21 protein-coding genes and 2 pseudogenes are annotated in these 19,687 nt (G+C 58.5%); 17 read left to right on the top strand and 6 right to left on the bottom strand.

Annotation, left to right across the window (positions count from 1 at the left end):
* Positions 1 to 211 precede the first annotated feature (211 nt).
* The 5 genes from A4E19_19880 (at position 212) to A4E19_19860 (ending at position 6,376) form a co-directional block, all read left to right on the top strand.
* Entirely contained in the window at positions 212 to 727 is a 516-nt protein-coding gene (locus A4E19_19880) for a hypothetical protein (GenBank protein ID OQW32290.1), read from the top strand.
* Between the two features lie 125 nt (positions 728 to 852).
* Complete coding sequence (locus tag A4E19_19875) at positions 853 to 1,230, top strand: hypothetical protein (GenBank protein OQW32289.1); 378 nt, start codon at positions 853 to 855, stop codon at positions 1,228 to 1,230.
* A gap of 61 nt (positions 1,231 to 1,291) precedes the next feature.
* Positions 1,292 to 2,446: a transaldolase gene (locus A4E19_19870; protein ID OQW32288.1), complete on the top strand. Its 1,155-nt coding sequence runs from the start codon at positions 1,292 to 1,294 to the stop codon at positions 2,444 to 2,446.
* A 19-nt stretch (positions 2,447 to 2,465) separates the two neighbouring features.
* Positions 2,466 to 3,479, top strand: coding sequence for a type I glyceraldehyde-3-phosphate dehydrogenase (locus A4E19_19865; GenBank protein ID OQW32287.1), 1,014 nt, complete (start codon positions 2,466 to 2,468; stop codon positions 3,477 to 3,479).
* Between the two features lie 215 nt (positions 3,480 to 3,694).
* Positions 3,695 to 6,376, top strand: a complete 2,682-nt coding sequence (locus tag A4E19_19860; protein OQW32286.1) for a hypothetical protein — start codon at positions 3,695 to 3,697, stop codon at positions 6,374 to 6,376.
* A 175-nt stretch (positions 6,377 to 6,551) separates the two neighbouring features.
* On the opposite strand, the pseudogene A4E19_19855 reads toward A4E19_19860, so the two are convergent.
* Together A4E19_19855 and A4E19_19850 are read right to left on the bottom strand one after the other, a co-directional pair.
* Positions 6,552 to 7,559 (bottom strand): annotated as a pseudogene (locus tag A4E19_19855) (glycosyl transferase).
* A gap of 259 nt (positions 7,560 to 7,818) precedes the next feature.
* On the bottom strand, positions 7,819 to 8,277 hold the full coding sequence (locus tag A4E19_19850; protein OQW32285.1) for a hypothetical protein: 459 nt from the start codon (positions 8,275 to 8,277) through the stop codon (positions 7,819 to 7,821).
* A gap of 123 nt (positions 8,278 to 8,400) precedes the next feature.
* On the opposite strand from A4E19_19850, the gene A4E19_19845 reads away from it, so the two are divergent.
* The 11 genes and pseudogenes from A4E19_19845 to A4E19_19795 all read left to right on the top strand — a co-directional run bounded on the left by A4E19_19845 (position 8,401) and on the right by A4E19_19795 (position 15,241).
* Entirely contained in the window at positions 8,401 to 8,619 is a 219-nt protein-coding gene (locus tag A4E19_19845) for a hypothetical protein (protein ID OQW32284.1), read from the top strand.
* A 94-nt stretch (positions 8,620 to 8,713) separates the two neighbouring features.
* Positions 8,714 to 9,349 (top strand): hypothetical protein, encoded by a 636-nt coding sequence (locus A4E19_19840; GenBank protein ID OQW32283.1) that lies wholly within the window; start codon positions 8,714 to 8,716, stop codon positions 9,347 to 9,349.
* A gap of 102 nt (positions 9,350 to 9,451) precedes the next feature.
* Entirely contained in the window at positions 9,452 to 9,886 is a 435-nt protein-coding gene (locus A4E19_19835) for a hypothetical protein (GenBank protein ID OQW32282.1), read from the top strand.
* Between the two features lie 28 nt (positions 9,887 to 9,914).
* Complete coding sequence (locus tag A4E19_19830; GenBank protein ID OQW32281.1) at positions 9,915 to 10,244, top strand: hypothetical protein; 330 nt, start codon at positions 9,915 to 9,917, stop codon at positions 10,242 to 10,244.
* 29 nt (positions 10,245 to 10,273) lie between these two features.
* Complete coding sequence (locus tag A4E19_19825) at positions 10,274 to 10,612, top strand: hypothetical protein (protein OQW32280.1); 339 nt, start codon at positions 10,274 to 10,276, stop codon at positions 10,610 to 10,612.
* 1 nt (position 10,613) lies between these two features.
* Complete coding sequence (locus A4E19_19820) at positions 10,614 to 11,372, top strand: metallophosphoesterase (GenBank protein ID OQW32279.1); 759 nt, start codon at positions 10,614 to 10,616, stop codon at positions 11,370 to 11,372.
* A gap of 2 nt (positions 11,373 to 11,374) precedes the next feature.
* The gene (locus A4E19_19815) at positions 11,375 to 12,250 is read left to right on the top strand and encodes a hypothetical protein (protein ID OQW32278.1); all 876 of its coding nucleotides are present in this window, start codon (positions 11,375 to 11,377) and stop codon (positions 12,248 to 12,250) included.
* A complete protein-coding gene (locus tag A4E19_19810; GenBank protein OQW32277.1) occupies positions 12,247 to 12,933 on the top strand; it encodes a hypothetical protein in 687 nt (228 codons plus the stop codon). Before A4E19_19815 ends, A4E19_19810 begins: the two co-directional genes overlap by 4 nt.
* Positions 12,934 to 12,936: 3 nt before the next feature.
* Positions 12,937 to 14,154, top strand: a complete 1,218-nt coding sequence (locus A4E19_19805; protein ID OQW32276.1) for a glycosyl transferase family 1 — start codon at positions 12,937 to 12,939, stop codon at positions 14,152 to 14,154.
* A gap of 79 nt (positions 14,155 to 14,233) precedes the next feature.
* A pseudogene (locus A4E19_19800) lies at positions 14,234 to 14,608 on the top strand (hypothetical protein).
* Positions 14,609 to 14,755: 147 nt separating this feature from the next.
* The gene (locus tag A4E19_19795) at positions 14,756 to 15,241 is read left to right on the top strand and encodes a hypothetical protein (protein ID OQW32275.1); all 486 of its coding nucleotides are present in this window, start codon (positions 14,756 to 14,758) and stop codon (positions 15,239 to 15,241) included.
* A gap of 42 nt (positions 15,242 to 15,283) precedes the next feature.
* Here the strand turns inward: A4E19_19795 and A4E19_19790 are convergent, their stop codons facing one another.
* Both A4E19_19790 and A4E19_19785 read right to left on the bottom strand, forming a co-directional pair.
* Positions 15,284 to 16,678 carry a hypothetical protein gene (locus A4E19_19790; GenBank protein ID OQW32274.1) on the bottom strand — a complete coding sequence of 465 codons (1,395 nt, stop codon included), beginning with the start codon at positions 16,676 to 16,678 and terminating at the stop codon, positions 15,284 to 15,286.
* Positions 16,679 to 16,999: 321 nt separating this feature from the next.
* A complete protein-coding gene (locus A4E19_19785) occupies positions 17,000 to 17,416 on the bottom strand; it encodes a hypothetical protein (protein ID OQW32273.1) in 417 nt (138 codons plus the stop codon).
* 610 nt (positions 17,417 to 18,026) lie between these two features.
* Here A4E19_19785 and A4E19_19780 point away from each other — a divergent pair.
* Complete coding sequence (locus A4E19_19780) at positions 18,027 to 18,686, top strand: hypothetical protein (protein OQW32329.1); 660 nt, start codon at positions 18,027 to 18,029, stop codon at positions 18,684 to 18,686.
* Positions 18,687 to 18,688: 2 nt separating this feature from the next.
* Here the strand turns inward: A4E19_19780 and A4E19_19775 are convergent, their stop codons facing one another.
* Positions 18,689 to 19,339 (bottom strand): hypothetical protein, encoded by a 651-nt coding sequence (locus A4E19_19775; protein ID OQW32272.1) that lies wholly within the window; start codon positions 19,337 to 19,339, stop codon positions 18,689 to 18,691.
* A 10-nt stretch (positions 19,340 to 19,349) separates the two neighbouring features.
* Complete coding sequence (locus A4E19_19770) at positions 19,350 to 19,652, bottom strand: hypothetical protein (GenBank protein ID OQW32271.1); 303 nt, start codon at positions 19,650 to 19,652, stop codon at positions 19,350 to 19,352.
* Positions 19,653 to 19,687: the final 35 nt, after the last annotated feature.

Genomic DNA, 19,687 nt, shown 5'->3' with positions numbered 1-19,687 from the left:
GTTTGAACTTCATCGAATCCAAAGCGGCTAACCTGTCTTGCGCATGAACAAAATGTCTTGGCTCCATCGGATATTCCGGTCTGCCGAACCAGTACAACATGACAAATCCTTGATCTGATTGCGTTCCGCTGATCGGTGCAGCTCTTGCAGCCTTCTGGAGAAACGGCGACGGAGTCCGCAGGCCATTCCATCACGAGTTAAGGAGGACATCATGACACGACAATCAGGCGCCATCATCGCGTTGGCCATGTCACTCTCAGCCTGTCAGAGCATGGGACTGGGCGGAGGAGACGGGATGCCGACGATCACGCGAACCGGGGAAGTCAAAGACATCATCATACGAGAGAACGTGGATCCGGTGACCGTCACCGCCAATCCGGGGGACGAGATCCGTTTCATCAACAAGCGGCAGGGGGATGCGCGTGTGATCTTTCTGTTGCCGGTGGAAGGCCAGCTGACCTGCCAGCGCGGCTTCGGCGGATTACTGACGAGCGGAAACAAGAATCAGTATACGGCCAAGTTGAACGCCAACGACACGGCGAGCGTGTGTTTCAAGAGCCCGTCGGAGGTCAAGTATGTCGTGCGTGCGGATTCGAATCTCCCCAGCGGCGAGGAAAATATCGCGGGGACGATCAACGTCGGCGAAGGACAAGGTCAATCGTCTTCTGTCAGCGCTGACCCGAAGAAGGGCCGGATTTCACAAGCCGATCCTGACCAGGATCAGTAAACAGGGAGTGCGGGGAACAAAAAGGGACAATCCACGTTACCGGCCATCGGTCTCCATGTGAGCGGCGACACTCGGACGAAAAAAGAAAGGAAGGCGCAGGCATGACTAGAATAGCGATCATCGTGATGTCGATTACCGTTGGATATACCGCCGTCAGTTCGGCGGAGGAACATCAATCCAATAAAGGACAGCCTCAGAATGCCGTTCAAGGCACCGCCCCGGCATTTCCATTATCGAAAAATTGTACGACTAATTCTCCCTGCCGCAACGTCCAGGGGGAAATCGTCAAGATCGAAGAGTCCTACTGGATCACGCAGCCGAACGGCGTACAAAGTCACATCCGTGTCGTACCCGACACGAAAATTCAGTCGCGCGTGAAGGTGGGCGACAGCGTGGCGGCGCAAGTGAGATCCAACGGCGAAGCGGAGGCGGTGTTGAAAATGGATCCGCCCCAAGTCCGGGAATTGCCGGTGCCCGACAGCTCGCTGAAGGAAATGCGATAGCGAAGTTGAAGTGAAAGATCCGATTATGAAGACCTGAATCAACGAAGTCGTGAGGGTGGGCATGGCGGGGCCACGGAATACCAAGTCGTTAGAGCAGCTGCTTGCGGCCGGACAGAGCCATTGGTTGGATAATCTGAGCCAACACATGATCGCCGGCGGGGAATTGAAGGCATGGATTCGAACCCACGGTCTTCGAGGAATCACCGCGAATCCCACGACGTTTCGCGAGGCTCTCTCGAGTCGTGATTATGACCGGCAGATCGAAGCCCTCGCTCGGGAAGGACGGTCCACGAAGGATATTTATGAAACTCTGCTGGTCCACGACGTGCAGCAGGCCTGCGACTTACTGCACGATGTCTATGTGGAGACGGACGGGCTCGATGGCTATGTCAGTCTGGAAGTGTCGCCGCATGCGGCGTACTTCACGGAGGACACGCTGCATGAAGCCCGTCACTACGTGAAACGCGTGAATCGGCCCAATCTATTGGTGAAGGTGCCCGCGACGGACGCAGGCGTGCCGGCGATCGAGCAGCTGTTGACGGAAGGGATCGGGGTCAACATAACCCTGCTCTTTTCCATACCCAGCTACCAGGCCGTCATGGAGGCCTATCTTTCGGCTCTCGAGCGACGAGTGACATCTCGTCAGCCGCTGCGGACGGTCGTGTCAGTGGCGAGTTTTTTCGTGAGCCGCATCGACGTGCTGGTCGATCAGTTGTTGCAGCGGCGCATTCCCTCGGGGGATCGAGGACCACAGTCGCCGGCGGCCCGTCTACGGGGCTGCGTGGCGGTGGCCAATGCGAAGCTGGCCTACCGGGCATTTCGACAGGTGTTCGGGAGTGATCGATGGGCTCGGTTGGCGGTGAAAGGCGCACGAGTCCAGCGGCCCTTGTGGGCCAGTACCGGAACGAAGAATCCGAATTATCGGGATGTCGTGTATGTCGAATCACTTGTGGGACGGGACACGGTCAACACGATGCCGGAAGCCACGTTGCGCGCTTTTGCGGATCATGGCCGGGTCGTGCCGGATGCCGTCGGGACCGAACTCGAGCAGGCCGAATCGGTCATGCTTCAGTTGGAGCAAGTAGGCATCAACTTCGACTGCGTCACGTGGCAACTGGAACATGAAGGGGTGCAGAAATTCGTCGATGCCTATGATGCGGCCGTCAAAGCGCTCGATGAAAAGTGCGACCACTTTCGCCTGAAACACACGGCATGAGAGTGACGAGGATCGATCCATGATGAGAGTCGCCATCAACGGACTCGGCCGAATCGGACGAGCCACGTTCAAGATTCTCGCGAATACGCCGGAACTCGAACTCGTGGCGATCAACGACGTGGCGCCCCCCGACAACCTGGCCTACCTCCTCAACCACGACACCGTGTACGGTCGCTACCATATGCGGGTGAACGCCGAGCCGGATGCGCTCACGATGGCGGATCGGAGATATTCCGTCTTTGCGGAGCGCGATCCGGGCCGTCTTCCGTGGAAAGGGCTGGGCGTCGAGGTCGTCTTCGAGTGTTCGGGGAAGTTCAACACCAGGGTGGACCTTGCCAAGCATCTCGAGGCCGGGGCCAGACGGGTGATCCTCTCTGCGCCGGCCAAGGACGAGGATATCCCGACCGTCGTCTATGGAGTGAACGCGTATGATGAGAAGGCCGGTCCGATCTTATCCTGCGCCAGCTGCACGACGAACTGCGTAGCGCCCGTCGTCGAGATCATCGACCGCCATCTGGGCGTACACAAGGCGGTAATGACGACGGTCCATGCCTACACCGCCAGTCAGGCGTTGGTGGACGGACAACACAAGAGCACACGTCGCGGACGGGCGGCGGCGGCCAACGTCGTGCCCTCCGTCACGGGCGCCGCGACAGCTACGACGCGGGCCTTGCCCGCTCTCAACGGGCGATTCCAAGGCGCGGCCGTTCGGGTGCCCGTTCCGATTTGTTCGCTCTCCGATATCGTCATGCTGACGCAACAGGACACGAACGTCTCCGAGGTGAACGACCTCTTCCTGAACGAGGCGCGCAGCGATCGATATGCCGGAGTCCTGGGCGTGACCGAGGATCCGATCGTGTCCTCCGACGTCGTTCAAGATTCGCGCGCATCGATCGTGGATGTCGATATGACCCAGGTGGTGGACGGCAACCTCGTCAAGGTGATGAGTTGGTACGACAATGAATGGGGCTATGCCAGCCAAATGGTCCGTCAGGCGATCTCGATGGCGCTCATCGTACCGATTGAGGGCTGATGCAGTCGCTGACCGCACGACAAAGCCGTTGTTCCATCCTGTCGGAAGCGCCGACCAGCCATGCGTATCTCGCAGGCCGCGGAAACACTTGAAGTGTGTGTTTCGAGAGGGCTCAGCACGAGCGAAGCCCCTCGGTATTCACTGAGCGCTCCGTCCGCCCTGAGGCTCTCGAAGGATGAACGAAGTGTTTTTCCGCAGCCTGCTCCAACGCCGCGATGAATTCTTTGGAAAAGTTACAGCCATACCGGAAAAAGCGGAATTTTCGACGCACCACGGAACCTCGGGGAGGTCCCGCATCGCGATCCGGCTCGGCGCTGCAGTATGTGATCCAGAAACACGCCGCCAGACGACTCCATTACGATTTTCGGCTTGAGCTGGACGGCACCCTCAAGAGCTGGGCCGTCCCCAAAGGGCCGAGTCTGAACCCTTCCGACAAACGATTGGCCGTGCACGTCGAAGATCATCCGATGGAATATGCCGATTTCGAGGGTGTCATTCCTCCCGGACAGTATGGCGCCGGCAGCGTCATGGTGTGGGATCGAGGCCGGTGGATTCCGGACGGGGATCCTCGAGCGGGCTATGAAAAAGGACGACTGAAATTCACGCTGGCGGGTCAAAAGCTGCAGGGCCGCTGGACCCTGGTCCGCATGGGTGGAGCGCGCAATCGCGAGGAAGACAATTGGTTGCTCATCAAGGAACGCGACGCCACCGCCGGCACGGCCGCGTCCGACAATGCACCTGCCACATCGTCGCGAAGCGTGAAAAGCGGAATGACCATGGAAGAAATCGCTCGGGCCAAGGTCGATACATGGCATTCCAACCGCCGGTCCGTGATCCACAAGCGAACACCGAGGTCGGAATCCGGACAGACGACCACCCGTGCCGCCCCTCGTTCCAACGCATCCGGGAGTCGACGGGACAAGGCGGCCTGCCCGGAATGGATCACGCCCCAGTTGGCGACGTTGGTTTCCGGAGCGCCCGAAGGAGACGGGTGGATTCATGAACTGAAGTACGACGGATATCGCATGTTGTGCCGAATCGATCGGGGCGCGGCCCGCCTGTTCTCGCGGAACCGTAGGGACTGGACCGAAAAACTACCCGAGCAGAGACAGGCCGTTGCCCGATTGCCCGTGGAAAATGCATGGCTGGACGGTGAACTCGTCGCGCTCACCCCGGATGGAACGATGAGCTTTCAAGCGTTGCAGAACGCCTTCGACCGTGGGCGTGAGGTCCGGCTCCTTTACTATGTCTTCGATCTTCTCTTCCTCAACGGCGAAGATCTCAGATCGCGCCCGCTCCATGAGCGCAAGCAGCGACTCGCCGCTCTCTTGGACGGGCTTCCGGACAACGGTCCCTTGCGGTACGGTGACCATATTCGTGGGCAGGGCCGTATCGTGTTTGAGACGGCCTGTCGACGCGGGTTGGAGGGCGTGATCGCCAAACAGGCGGACAGTCCGTATGTCGCCGGCCGGACTAAACACTGGGTGAAGGTGAAATGCCACCGTCGCCAGGAGTTTGTGATCGGCGGCTTCACCGATCCGTCCGGTTCACGGCGAGGATTTGGGGCATTGTTGCTCGGCGTGTACGAAGGCGGAGGGCTGACCTATGTGGGACGGGTCGGAACCGGGTTTTCCGAAGAACGACTCTCGCAACTGCAGCGTGCCTTGCGATCGCGTCAACAACCGAAGCCGGCCTTCGTGAATCCTCCAACGGGTGGGGAGGCCAAAGGCGTACATTGGGTGAAACCGGAACTGGTGGCCGAAGTTCGGTTTGCGGAATGGACTCAGGAAGGCATCCTTCGCCAAGCTTCTTTCGTCGGTCTGCGGGAGGACAAGGCGGCCGGCGCCATCGTGCGTGAGTCCGCCGACAGAGTGCCTGCGAGCCGTTTGACGACCGACCGACGACGAGAAGAAGAGATTGCTCAGTCGAATCCCCCCCTGTCTTCCGCCCGTCGAGAGCGGTCATCCGGCCCAACGCGAAAGCGTGCCGGGGTGCCGATAGTGGCGGGGATCCGCATTTCCAACCCTTTTCGAGTGTTGTTCCCCCACGATGGCATCACCAAATTGGAGCTCGCGCAATTCTATGAGCGGATCGCGGGCCGGATCCTGCCGCACGTGCGAGGACGTCCGCTGACGTTGGTGCGTTGTCCGGATGGACAGGGGACAGGGTGTTTTTATCAAAAACACGTGACCGATCAGGTGCATGAGGCGATTGATCGCATTGAAATCCAAGAAACGGATGGATCGGCTCAGTATATGGTCGTAAACACGCCGGCGGCGTTGGTCGCGCTGGTGCAACTCGGCGTCCTCGAACTTCACACGTGGGGTGCCACGGAGGATCGGTTGGAACAGCCGGATCGGATGGTCCTCGATTTGGATCCGGCCCCCGACGTGCCCTGGCACGAAGTCGTTGAAGCCGCACGTCTCGTGAAAACGTTGCTCGATGAATTGAGTCTGACGTCGTTTCTCAAAACCACCGGCGGGAAAGGATTGCACGTCGTGGTGCCGTTGGAACGACGGCACTCGTGGGACGAGGTCAAGCAATTTTCCAAAACCTTGGCCGGACACCTGGTCCGCATTCTTCCGGTCCGCTTTACCGACAACATGTCGAAACGCGCCCGTACGGGGAAGGTGTATCTGGACTATCTGAGAAACGGACGAGGTGCGACCGCGGTGGCAGCCTATTCGACGCGCGCCAAGCCGCGGGCCCCCCTTTCGGTTCCGGTGAGGTGGGATGAATGCTCTCCGAACCTCCGATCCGACCAGTTTACGTTGCACAACATCGAGGAACGGTTCTCACAACTGACCCACGATCCGTGGGACGGGTATGCCAAGGTACAACAGCAGATCACGGCCGATATGATGCATCGACTCCGCCCCGTCCGCCGCCGATCCTGAGCCGGCCGAATGGGAAATAGCGCATTTAGACGGCCAATCGTCTTACTTGGCGCTGCTTCCCAATACGATGCCCGTCAATTCGCGCGTCGTCAGCACGTACGGAACGCGGCGACTGTCGCATGCTCCGGTAAGTAACTTGATCGGCCGGCTGGACGGTTTCTTTGCGTGCGGATCGTTGATAGAGAAATGCGTACTCTTGCGCCATTCGTTCGACGGTAAACCGTTCTTCGAACGCGGCCCGGCAGCGGCGACGATCGAGATTGGGAATCCATGCGACCGTATTGGCCATTTCCGCCAAGCTTTCGCACAAATACCCCGTGTTCCCGTGATCGACGATTTCTGGAATCCCGCCCCGCCTATAAGCGAGGATCGGTGTGCCGCAGGCGAGAGCCTCGATGAGCGCCAATCCGAAGGGTTCCGGCCAATCGTACGGACAGATGAGGGCATAGGCCTCCCCCAGAAAATCGTCTTTTTCCGCATCGGTGATTTCGCCGACATATTCCACCAGCGGATGTTCGAATAGTGGTGCGATGTGCTCGAAGTAACTCCGGTCGGCCGGTTCAACCTTGGCCGCGATCCTGAGCGGCATGTCAGTCCGTTTGGCCAATTCTATGGCATCCTCCATTCCTCGGCCTGGTGATATCCGACCCAGAAAGGCAAGGTACGCGCCGGGATGCGGATGCATGGAATACAGATCACGAGGCAATCCGAGATGGATGGTGCCCTGCCAATTGATCCACGGGAGCGAACCGCGCTGGGCTTCGGACACCGAGACCATGGGCAAGTCGGAAAAGTTTTGAAACACCGGGTTCAGTTCCGGCAGGTCAAGCCGACCATATAACGTCGTCACGACCGGCGTACGGCATCGACGGGCGAGGGGAAAACCTAAGAGATCGACGTGGGAATGGATGAGATCGAAGCCCCCGGCGTGGGTGCCGAACGCCCGCTCAAGGTGAAGGAACAACGGCGCCTCCGGACACGATATCGTCCGATTGGAACGTAGAGATGCCGGGCAGGCGGCGGACAGCTTGGCCGATGTGGAAGAATCCCCGGTCGCGAACAACGTCACGTCATGCCCCAGGCGAACGAGTTCTTCCGTCAAATACGAAACGATACGTTCCGTACCTCCGTAGCGTTGAGGAGGAATGCTTTCCCGCAACGGCGCAACTTGAGCGATCTTCATCTTAATCCTTTCGTCGGCATGGTGATCATGGATATGTCAATGACTGGAACGTAAGGGCCCGGAGATCCGGCAGTTTTGCATGAGACTGAGGTGAAGGTAAGCGGATTGTAGGGCAAATGAAACAAGTGACTTCCCTAGTACGAGACACGACTTCGATTGCCGCGGCGTGAAAATGATGAGAAGCGTCAATCTGATCGCCCTGATCGCCGCCACGGCTGCTCAGTTTTTGTCCAGCGAGGCAAGGCCGACTCTTCTCCATTCATGGTGGTGCAGCAGCGGCGGCGTTCTGCTCTGTCGTCGGATGCTCTGAAAGGGTCTGGATGTGAATGTGCCCCAATTCAGCGGTTTCACCGTTGTTGCGGAGATCCGATGGTCTTCGGACGACATAGCGGATCGTCCCGGGATTACGAAAACACAAGCCGGCACTTTCGTCGGGTTGGAGGGTCACCTCCGCACCGCTGTAGAAGTGGCCGCTAAAGTTGCTGCGGCAGGACAACCGGTTCAAGACATAATCCAAAACAACGATCCGCACCGGCGTCATGAGCGTATTGGTCCATCGGATTTCGTCTCCTTCCGCCGCTTCGATGGCAGCGATCGACAACTGATTACCAATCGTGATGGCCCTCACTTCACCGCTGCGTGAAAAACCGGGCAAGCTTTGACAGGCTACGAGCATGAGAGCAAGCGAGAAGAGTACAGTGCGACCGACATTCATCATGTGAAACACGATGACACGGACCGCCCGAACTCTTCACTCGGAGCCTCCCGAGCATGCCGCCATGCAACAAACCTAGGCGGTCTCCTAGTTAATGTCCGGAAGAACTTTGGATATGGTGAACACATGGTTATCGATACACAAGTGTTGGACGCGAAGCAGAGGAAAAGCGATTCCCAGGCAGAGGACGGAGTCGTGTTTGTGCGATTGGTGGCTCCGGATTGTTGGGTTCTGACCGTTGATCACCGCGTGTTTTATATTCACCGACAGCGAACCCGTCGGATGTCCGACTGTCATGCCTTCGATTGCCATGATCCATGGCCGCCGGACAAAGGAATCGCCTAATCATCGCCATCTGTTTCAAAGGGGTTGACTCATGCATACAATAGAAACCGCTCCGGTGCGAATAGATCTGAGGCGAGCGTCACGCGTACTATGCATGCTGTGTAGCATAGTTGGTGGGTGGGCCTTCTTGGGAGATGCGGGCCATGCCGGTTCCAAAGACAATCCCGGTGTTTCGAAGGGGGAGTCGAGTCAGCAGAGCGGCCAGCAGGGGCTGGGTTTAAGCGGTGCAGCCTCGTCCCCAATCCTTGCAGGGCCGGAAATCATCATCGGGGCTATCAAAAAGATCCAAGGTGAGGAATATACGATCGAAGGAGACCGCGGACAACAGATACATCTTCGCGTCACCAAGGATACGAATAAAGTGTGTCCATCCAGCGATCAGGCCCACGTCTCGTCTGGTCAGGAAGGAGTCCGGGAACGTACGGAAATTCCTCCGACTGCCTCGATGCAACAGTCTTCCAAGAACCATGAGCAAGCAGCCAAGGCGGGAGAGCGCGATCGAAAAGACCTGGAGCAACATGCCCTCGCTCCACCAACGCAAGATCCATCACACCTGCAGGCGACTGTCGGTTCGACGGACCCACGAGCCAAGGAAGACGTGGCACGCGGATCCGGATTCCAGATCGGCCACTGTGCCTTCAAAGAAGGGGATCAGGTTCGTGTCGAAGCCTCCGACATGGGTACGGCCACGACGATCAAACAGTTGCTCTCGTCTCGCAGCGGACAGTAGAGGACCATCGGACAGAGAATGAAGCGGTCGTCAATGATCCAGAATGATCACGGATGAGGTAATCGCGGATCAAGGAAGGTGCTCGCGACAGGAGAGGAAGTTATGGCAGGTACGGACAAACGTAAAACCAAGCAGTCTCAGATCCCGGCAGCAAAGCCGGATCCGGACAAGGAAGACCCCAAGGAAGACCGAATGCGTGCTGAATCGACCGGTCGGGGCTCGAGCGGGCATGCCGTCCGGCGCAGTTCATCACAGCCCGTCGCGGGGTCGAAACAGCGGCAGGAGACACAGCGGATTCCAGAGGAGCCGTCCTCCGGATTGCAGGAATCGGAGAAGGTTCTCGATGAAAAGCTTTCCGCTTCTGCTCCAAACGGGCACGACGGCATCGAACAGGATTCGGCGCACCGCCGAATCGCGGAGCGGGCGTTCATCCTGTTTCAAGACGGCGGTTGTCAACACGGCAATGATTGGGCCCACTGGTTTGAAGCGGAACGACAGGTCAATGAAACCCGGATGCCATCACAACATTCCGATTAGTGACTAGACACCAAAGGAGGGTACCAGTATGCGCAATGGAAGCTATTACGATGAACATGTCGGAGACGCCACGGGATGGTCCGCATTCATGGCCGGAGCCTTGATCGGGGCCGGCATCGCACTGCTGTTTGCTCCTCAGCGAGGATCGGAGTTGCGCGGTATGTTGCGTGACTACGCCAATCGCGCGACGGATGATTTGGTGGAGAAGGGACAAGAGGCATGGGACACCGCGGTGGAACGGGGAAAAGATTATTACAACAAGGGTGAAGAGGCGGTTCGTGATGCGGGACGTTCGGCCAAGGAATTCGCCAAGCAAGCGCAAGACATGGCGCGCGAGCCGGGCCGCTCGGCAATGTGATCCTGTTCTATATTTCCGGAGGACGCTCCATGCGAGGGTTCTTGCTCGCACTGTGGTTGGTCGGCGGGCTTGCCGCCTGTCAGGGCACGCAGAGCAACGCGGCCGTTCAAACCATGCATGACGCGTCTGTGACGGCGGCGGTGCAAAAGAATCTCACCGCCGATCGTCGGGCCAATTTTGCGAGAGTAGACGTCGACACGGAACAGGGAATCGTACGGCTGAGTGGAACGGTGCAGACTTCGGAGCACAGGATACGAGCCGAGGAACTCGCGAAACAGGTCAGCGGCGTCAGACGAGTCGACAACCACCTCCAGGTGCAAACGGCTCAACGGCACAACGGAAAAGAGCCCGATAAACAGCCAGACTGAGATGCCGGTCGACGGAAACGTACGGATCGGAGCCATAGGAGACCTGCATTGTCCCCGATTCGGGGTCGAGGAGATTCGATCCCTGTTCGGGCGGATCGCGGAATGCTGCGATGTTCTCTTATTGTGCGGTGACATCACCGATTACGGGAAGCCGGAAGAGGCGAAGCTGCTGGTTGAAGCCCTTCCGGCTCTCGAAGGGATTCCCGTGGCCGCCGTGCTGGGAAACCATGACCATGAATCGGGCCATGCTGAATCGCTTACCGATTTGTTCGAACGTCAGGGGATGTGCGTGCTCGATGGAACGTCCGTGCAGATAAAAGGAGTGGAGTTCGTCGGAGTCAAAGGATTCGCGGGAGGGTTCGGAGATCGCCTGTTGCAGTCCTGGGGAGAGCCGGCCGTCAAACGGTTCGTCCATGAATCGGTCGACGAGGCGTTGAAATTGGAATCGGCCTTGGCCAAACAGGCCGCGTCGCCTCGTGTCGTGTTGCTGCACTATGCCCCCATCCGGGAGACTCTGGTCGGAGAATCGCCGGAAATCGTCCCGTTTCTGGGGACCAGCCGCTTGGAGGAGCCGATCGATCGGTACGGTGCGACGGCGGTCTTTCATGGCCACGCGCACCACGGATCCCTGGAAGGACGGACCAAGGCCGGAATACCCGTATACAACGTCGCCCTGCCCCTGCTGCTTCAACAGACTACCCAGGAACCGCCGCTGCGGGTGATTCGGCTTCCGTTGACGAAGACGGTGGAACGGATATGAACATGACTCGAGAGCTCGTCGACCGGCCCGCCCAGGCACTCTATCGACAGGCATTGCGAGATATGCGACATTCTGGAATTCCCTTTCTGGTCGGCGGCGCCTTTGCCTTGGAAAGCTATGCCGGGGTGGTGCGTCGGACCAAGGATCTGGACGTCTTCGTGCACCGGGAGACCGTGGACCAGCTTATGCGGTTCTTGGCCGAGAAAGGATACGCAACGGAAGTGCGGTTTCCCCATTGGATCTGCAAGGCGTGGAAAGAGGATCACGTCATTGACATCATTTTCGGATCGGGAAACGGTATCTGCGCCGTCGATGCCGAATGGTTCGGTGAAGCCCCCAAGGTCGTCCTCTTGGGCGAGCCGGCGTATCTGGTTCCCGTCGAGGAGATGATCTGGTCGAAAGCGTTTGTCATGGATAGGGAGCGCTATGACGGGGCCGATATCGCGCACCTGTTCCACGCATGCTCCCGGACGCTCGACTGGTCGCGGCTGCTCCGGCGATTCCACGCGCACTGGAGAGTGCTCTTCAGCCACATGATCCTCTTCGGATATGTGTACCCCGGGCGTCGGTTGCACATCCCTCGCTGGTTGATGGGCGAGCTGCTCCGTCGAGTGGAGTTGGAAAGCGTCACGGTTCCGTCCGACAGGACGGTCTGTCAGGGGACGCTGTTGTCCTGGGGACAATATTTGGATTCCATCGAGCGAGGAGAGTACGAGGATGCCCGTCATCCTCCGCGCGGTTCTCTGACGGCCGAGCAAACGGAATTCCTGACGGCCCAATTTCGAAAAGAACAACACATCGGCTCGGATCGAGAACCCCCCCGAACATCGCGACGGCGGAGGAGTCCGCACGCACAGTCAGAGAAGTCGGCCGCATGAATCCGCCCGCCAACGAATATCCCCGAGCCATGCGTCCGTTTCAATTCGTCAGCTGTATGGAGCTGCGCGAGGTAATTGGGAAGCGCGCCACGGACATTCCTCGTCTCCTGGAGTTGATGGAGGAAGTTCCCTCCGACAGCATTTACTATCACACCCATAGCTACTATCTGCGTCACGCATACGCCCAGACCTTGTATCCCAATGATTTCGCCACCTGGGCCGCGCTGCATGCCCATGATCGTGTGCTCGGAGAACGTCTGGGGGTGTTGGATCCGTTCTCGTATCTTTCGCCGGAAGCGTTGCGACAAGACATTATTGCCATCCTCGACGAGCACCTCAGCCATCATCCTTCCGTGTATCGCATTACTGGTGCGGAACCGTTCGACTTCGTGCGGTCCTACGTCATCGAGGCGCCGCTGGAGCGCCAGGCTTGGACCTTGTGGGATTTCCGGAACGTCGTGCACGAGGTCGAAGTGGGGGCCCTGTATTTTCATCTGTGCGAGGCCCGCATGCGAAAGACGCCGGGGTTCGATGATTTTTCCCATTGGCTGAAGGCCCCGGAAGGTCTGAATCTGCCGCAGCTGTCGGCGCAGGTCGAACGCGTGGTGCGCCTCGGCTTGAATCTGGAAGGGATGCGCGCCCGCATCGTCGCATTGTGCGACGGTGAGTTACACAAGGCCTGACGCATGGCGGACCTGCTCGAACAATATCGTCCGTTCGTCCCTTCCGGCACGATCGAATTGCTTCGTCAACTCGGTCGGCGCTTGGAAGGAACGCGCATGTTGCACGTGAACTCCACCCGGTACGGCGGGGGAGTGGCGGAGATGCTTCACCGGCTGTTGCCCCTGTTCGAGGAACTGGGAATTCAGACCCGTTGGGAAATCATGGCCGGCTCCGATGCGTTTTATCATACGACGAAGAGTTTCCATAACGCCTTGCAGGGAACCGCTCAACACATTACGAAGGCGATGTATGAGGCCTATCTCGACACCAATCGGGATAATGCGCAACATCTCAACTTGGATGCCGACGTCGCCATGATCCATGACCCTCAGCCGGCCGCGCTCATCGGCTCACGCCCATCGGGGGCGCGATGGTTATGGCGGTGCCACATCGACGTATCGTCCCCTCAACCGGGGGTATGGCAGTTCCTCCGCCCGTTCGTGTCGCAGTACGATGCGGCGATCGTGTCCCTCCCGAAGTTCGCACGCCGCCTGCCGGTGCCGCAATTCATCGTCTACCCGTCGATCGATCCCTTGAGCGATAAGAACCGCGAACTCACGGAGGAAGAGATCCGTTCGGTGCTGGACAAGTTGAACGTCCCGACGGATAAGCCGATTCTGCTGCAAGTCTCTCGATTCGATCGGTTTAAGGATCCGCTCGGCGTGGTGGCCGCCTACCGGATCGTGAAACAGAGCCATGATTGCCGACTGGTGCTGGCGGGCGGCACGGCGACGGATGATCCCGAAGGGGCGGCGGTGCTCGCGGAGGTGCAGGAGGCGGTGGGGGTGGATCCGGACGTGCAACTGTTGCTGCTGCCGCCGACGGCGAACCTGGAAGTCAATGCGTTGCAGCGCGCTGCCACCATCATCATTCAGAAATCGGTTCGGGAAGGGTTCGGGTTGACGGTGACGGAGGCCATGTGGAAAGGCAAGCCCGTCATCGGGGGCGATACCGGCGGCATTACCGTGCAATTGATCCACGGCTACACGGGGTACACGGTCAATTCACCCGCCGGTGCGGCTTTCTACATCAAACGTTTGCTGAATGAGCCGGAGCGGATCGAGGTGATCGGTCGTCAAGCCAAGGAGTTCGCGCGTAATCGGTTCCTGGTCACGCGACATGTGCAGGACTATCTGGGAGTGATGATCCACTTGGCCCGAGGCGCACGGCGCGACGAATGAGGAGCGCCATGTCTTGGTGACGCGGCGGTGTCTGAGGGCGTTTCTCTACATCCGGATAGGTGAAAGAAAGGTGGCGACGATGGATGACAAGGCGTATGCCAGCCTGATAGGACGGGCCCTGATCGGATTGATCTTCCTGATGTCCGGTATCAACAAGATCGCCGATCCGCAGGGTACGCAGCAGTACATGGCCGCGATGGGGATCACCACGGCGACCACGTTCCTGTATGCGGGAGCGGTTGTCGTGGAGGTGGCCGGCGGGTTGTCGCTGTTGCTTGGAGTGTGGGCCAAATGGGGTGCTCTCGCGCTGATCCTGTTCATGATACCGACGACTTTGCTGTTCCATACGAACTTTGGGGACCAGAATCAGACGATCCACTTTTTAAAGAATCTCGCAATGATCGGCGGCCTGCTGTATGTGGCCGCGTATGGATCGGGGCGATGGAGTGTCGATCGTGGGGCTTCACGGACGCACCAGGATGTGGAATCCGATGCACCGTCCCTCAAGAAAGTGGTGCACCAATAACGAACACATCAGCAAGGGGAATACGGCCTTAGATACAGAGTAAAGCAAGCGGAACGATACGCATTCGAATGGGCCATGCGTCTTCTTTTGGCGATCGACGAGTCGGAGAACGCTCGGCGTGCCGTGCAGTATGTGGGAACGGTAGTGGGACGCGCTTCCCATGTGACCGTGACGTTGTTTCATGTCCTGAGGCCGATGCCCCGCGCTCTGTTGGAGCACGGCGGGTCGGAGAACCCTGCGATAGAGAAACAATTGAGCGCGCAATTGCACCGGGAGCAGGATGAATGGCTCAAGCGAGAGCGGGAGACCAAGAGTCCGCTCTTGCGGAAGGCTTGCGATGCGCTGATCGCGTCCGGCATCGATGAAAGTCGAATCAGGACAAAGTTCGGTCATGAGAGCGACATTGCGACCGCCATTCTAGAAGAAGCGCAGGAAGGACATCACGACACGATCGTGGTCGGACGTACCGGCACGTCTCGAATCACACGTTTGTTCGGCGGTGGAGTGACGGACCGCATGTTGCGAGATGCGAAGAGCGTGGCATTGTGGATTATAGAATGACGATACGCCTGTGACCTCCGGCATGCCGTTGGAAGCCAACATTTACTCAACGGTAGTTCTGTTTGGCGGTCTGTTCGTTTCACCGTGCAACCGGCCTTCGAGCCGCTCCGGTGTTGATGCCGATGCAGCAAAGTTGGAGGGGGATGTCGACTGGAGTCGATTCCTCAGTTCGCTCGCACGATGGCGTATGCGAGCCATCAAGCGTTGTCCGGACGGCACCGGATGCGAGAGTTCATTGAGGGCTTGCTCCCAGACGGCCAGCGCCTCGGTCGGCTCGCCGCGCCGCTCCAGTTCAATGCCCAACTGGTAAGCCGCCCATGAGGAAGAAGACGGGCAGTGGGCGGCGAGCTGAAACATCCGCTTGGCTCCTTGAGCGTCACCTTGTTCGGAGCTGATGATCCCGAGGCCGAGCAGGGCTCGGGAGTAGCAGGGAGCCCGTTGCAAAGCCTTTCTGTAGAACGTTTCCGCTTTGCCGAATTGTCGCTGCTGACGACGAAGATCGCCGGCGTCCGTCAAGAGTTCAAGATCATCCGGCATGAGCGTCAACGCCAGTTCATATCTCGTCCACGCCTCATCGGCGTCACCCCTGGAAGCCAACGCGCGGCCGAGATCATGCAGAATATCCGGTCGATTTGATTCCAGCCGCAACGCCGATTCATAGTGCCGGATCGCCATGTCCAGGAGGTCGGGATCTTTCCGAATGACGTCCGCCATCAATTGTAGTAGGTGCGCCGTCGCGACGAATCCGGCGAGCCCTGTTGATTTCGCGGTCGGGCGGTGAGGATCCGGCGGTCCCTCGGGATCGCCGCTCGGGAAGTGAAGGGTGCCCAGCCATTCGCGAATCCTCGATGAGGGAATGCAATAACTCAAACCTGCGCGCAACATCACCCGTCCCATCGATTCACCCTGCGCATTTTTTGCCGTTTCCAGATAAGGAACGGTATGCACCACAAGCCCGATGATCTGTCCGGACGCGGCGGCGACGAGCGGGCCGCCGCTGCTTCCCGCGTTCATGAGCCCGGTGACGTGAAGGAACGGCAGAGGTCTGTGCGTGATGCGGGACTGCCCCGTCGCTTCTCCGCTCACCGTGACAGGAAACACCGTCGGATGGATCGTGACGCCCATCTGGAGCACATCCGGCAAGCGGGGATAGCCGATCGTCACCGCATCCGCGCCGTCCTCGGGCGGCTCTCGGGACAACGGCAAATATGGAACCGGATACGATTCGGTCAGGCGCAGGGCGGCCAGATCAAGATCCGGATCCACCGCTATGACTTCGGGCGTTGCAGGTTGGCGGACCACCTCCCCGTAGACCAGGATCCGTGTGGATTCATGAATGACATGCGCGTTCGTCAAGAGCAGGCCGTCTGGAGACACGAACACGCCGCTGCCGAATGACAAGGCATGGGATTCATCATCGATTCCGATGATAAGCACCGTCGCATTCTTACCCGTACGGTAAAGCTTGCCCGCCCCCAGCCCCCAAGCCGGCCATGCGGAAAAGAGCCCCTCACAGGTCAAGGTGATGGTAAGGAGGAAAATGAAGGTACGATTATGGAATCCCGCGAGTGCGATGGTATCCTCGCTGCAACGCGCGGCACCTTACACCAAGCGGGAAATCCGCACAATCTAGCAGAATTTCATAGAGTAAAGTACGAGGGAACTGGGAAAAGCCCTAGTCGCATGCGGGACCGCCGCACGTCCTGGAAGCCCGATGACTCATGCCATAGCGCCCGAGGGAATGGCCTGCCCCTATGGTTACGCGTCGTCCCGACGGTCTTCCTGTCTCGCGATTTTCTCCAACACTTCTGCCTGATGTTGGCAGTTCAGACAGCGTTTGGCGAACGGGAGAGCCCTCAGGCGACCGGCACCGATCTCGGCGCCGCAATCCTCGCACAATCCATACTCTCCGTCGTCCAGTCTGCGGAGCGCCGTGTCGAGCATCACGCGGGTGCGGTTGCGCGATTCCAGCAGCGACAATTGTTGTTCGGCCGTGCTGTCGCGTAGCGACATGTCTTCGAGGTCGAGCACGGAATCATTGTGGGTCGTGGAATAATGCTCTCGATACTGCGCCAGGAGTTCATTGATCTGCTGTTGAACAGCCGACCGTTTGCCGAGCAACATCGTTCGAAGCTCATCGACGGATGTCGAGGTGGAATGGACCGCTTTAGACATGATCATGCTCCTCTTATGTGTGGGCAAGAAGTAATTTGTCTTCTATGCCGGTTTGCAAAAATGGGGCCGCACGTCGATACACAAACACCATGGCGCTAGGCGGCACATGAAGGTCCTCGCGAGAAGGTGCTTGCGAATTGAGAAGAACCATTCTCGACACGGTATTCGACGCATGCACATCCATACGGCCCTGTTGCTTAAGCCATCTCCAACTGATCGGGTGAACTGGATGTTTCAAGGCAGCGGTGCGACCATCGAGTGCCAATCGATCCTTTCTGTCTACAAAAGTCCGCAAGCAAGACAGATTGTCCGCCGGAGAGGGTATCGAATTCTCTCGGCTGCAGCCCAGTGGAGGGGACCGCTCTCCGGAAATAACAGGCATTCTGATTGCACCAATGTTGGAAGTTCGGCCTGGCGGATCGAGAGGGCGGTTGTAAGAGGCGTAGACTGCGGGATGCGGTGGTCGTGCAGATTTCAGCGTCAACATCGTTCTCGAACAGGGCTGTGCGGGGGCCGGATTGGGAGTGAGGCTCGAGAGAACAGATGCCGCTCCGCCTCCGCGATGCCATGGCTCTTTGATCCATTCCCCAACCATCTGTCGGTTCTGATCATGCGTCTCGCAGTCGCCACGTACAATGTGCATCGGTGTGTCGGGTGGGATGGACGGTACAGCCGTGAGCGCATCTTGGGGGTACTGGAGGAATTGCAGGCCGATCTCATTGCCCTTCAAGAAGTGGAAAAAGAAGACACCTTGCATTGGCTGGCCGATCACCTTCGCATGACCGCGATTGCCGGTCCCATGCTGCAACGAGCGGGGGCCTGTGGGAACGGTGTGTTGACGACGTGCACGCTGGACGAAGTCCGGCTGGTCGATCTCAGCATTCCCCATCACGAGCCTCGCGGCGCCATCGATCTCGATGTCCGATGCGGTACCGAAAAGGTTCAAGTCATCGCGACTCATTTAGGGTTACGCCCGGGTGAAAGGCGATGGCAGGTACGCGAACTTCTCAAACGGTTCGGCGCGCGCCATTGCCTACTCATGGGCGACATCAACGAATGGTTCTTGTGGGGTCGGCCGCTTCGCTGGATCAACAGGATTTTCGGACATTCACCTCCGCTCCGATCCTTTCCCTCTCCGTTTCCTCTGTTTGCGCTCGACCGCGTTTGGATCAGGCCGCCAGGCAGCGTCACCGACATTCGTGTCCATAAGACGGCGCTCTCGCGTCTCGCTTCCGATCATCTCCCGGTTCGGGCGGTCATTGAATGGTAAGGTCAGGCCGCCGCCGAGGTGGACGTCGGTGCGATCGTGCGCTCCAGTCGATGCTCGACGGTTTTCCAATTGACATTGGAAAAAAACGCTTCAATGTAGTCGATCCGTTCGGCGGGCTTGTAATCGAGAATGAATGCGTGTTCCCAGACATCCATGACAAGGACCGGGATGAAGCCCGCCACGGTGCCCGTTTCGTGCAGCGTGATCCAATGGTTGGTCAGCCTGCCGTTGGAGGGGTTGAGATAGCAGACGGCCCAGCCCACTCCCCGCATCTTGCCGACGCCGATGAAGTCGCCTTTCCACGCTTCATATGAGCCGAAGCTGCGTTCCGTTGCTTGTCTGAACGGAGAATGAGTTCCGGGATCCGGAGATCCGTCGATCATGAGATTGTCGAAATAGTATTCGTGCAGCACCATGCCGTTGTATTCGAACCCGTATCGCCGCTTGAGCTCCGAGTAGACCGGCATTTCTTCCTGGTCCACCTTCCCGTCCGCGAGGAATTGGTTGATTTTTGCCGTGAGCGCGTTCGTTTGCGTGACGTAGCCCTCATAGAGCTTGAAATGCATCGCGAGCGTCCGGTCCGAGATGCCGTGAAGCCCGTGGAGATCATATGATCGCGGTTCATAGTTCGCCTGCGGTAATTTCTTGTCCATGGTGTCGCTCCTATGGGCCGTTTTGCGCGTGAACCTGCTGGATCGGTTCATGCGTGAATTGGAGACGGAACCCCGGGTATGAGGCCGTACACAGAGACTTGACAAGCCAAGGCATGATGCCAAAGGCGCCGATGAATGCCGTCACCACGAAGGGAAAGAGGATCGCTCCCCAGGACGGACTCGTGCGAGAAAGTTCGGGCCAGCCCGTGACGATGAGTCCGTTCATGAGCATGAGCAGCAACAGCACGCTGCCTACTCCTCGCCAGAGAATGGTCCATCCGATTCGAATCGATTCCCAATAGTTCGGTACCATTTGAAGTCCTCCCCATCCTACCTACGGTGAACCAG

It is taken from the genome of Nitrospira sp. SG-bin1, assembly GCA_002083365.1.
Lineage (GTDB): Bacteria > Nitrospirota > Nitrospiria > Nitrospirales > Nitrospiraceae > Nitrospira_D.
Note: the sequence above shows the minus strand (reverse complement) of the source record. Positions and strands in the feature narration are given on the sequence as shown.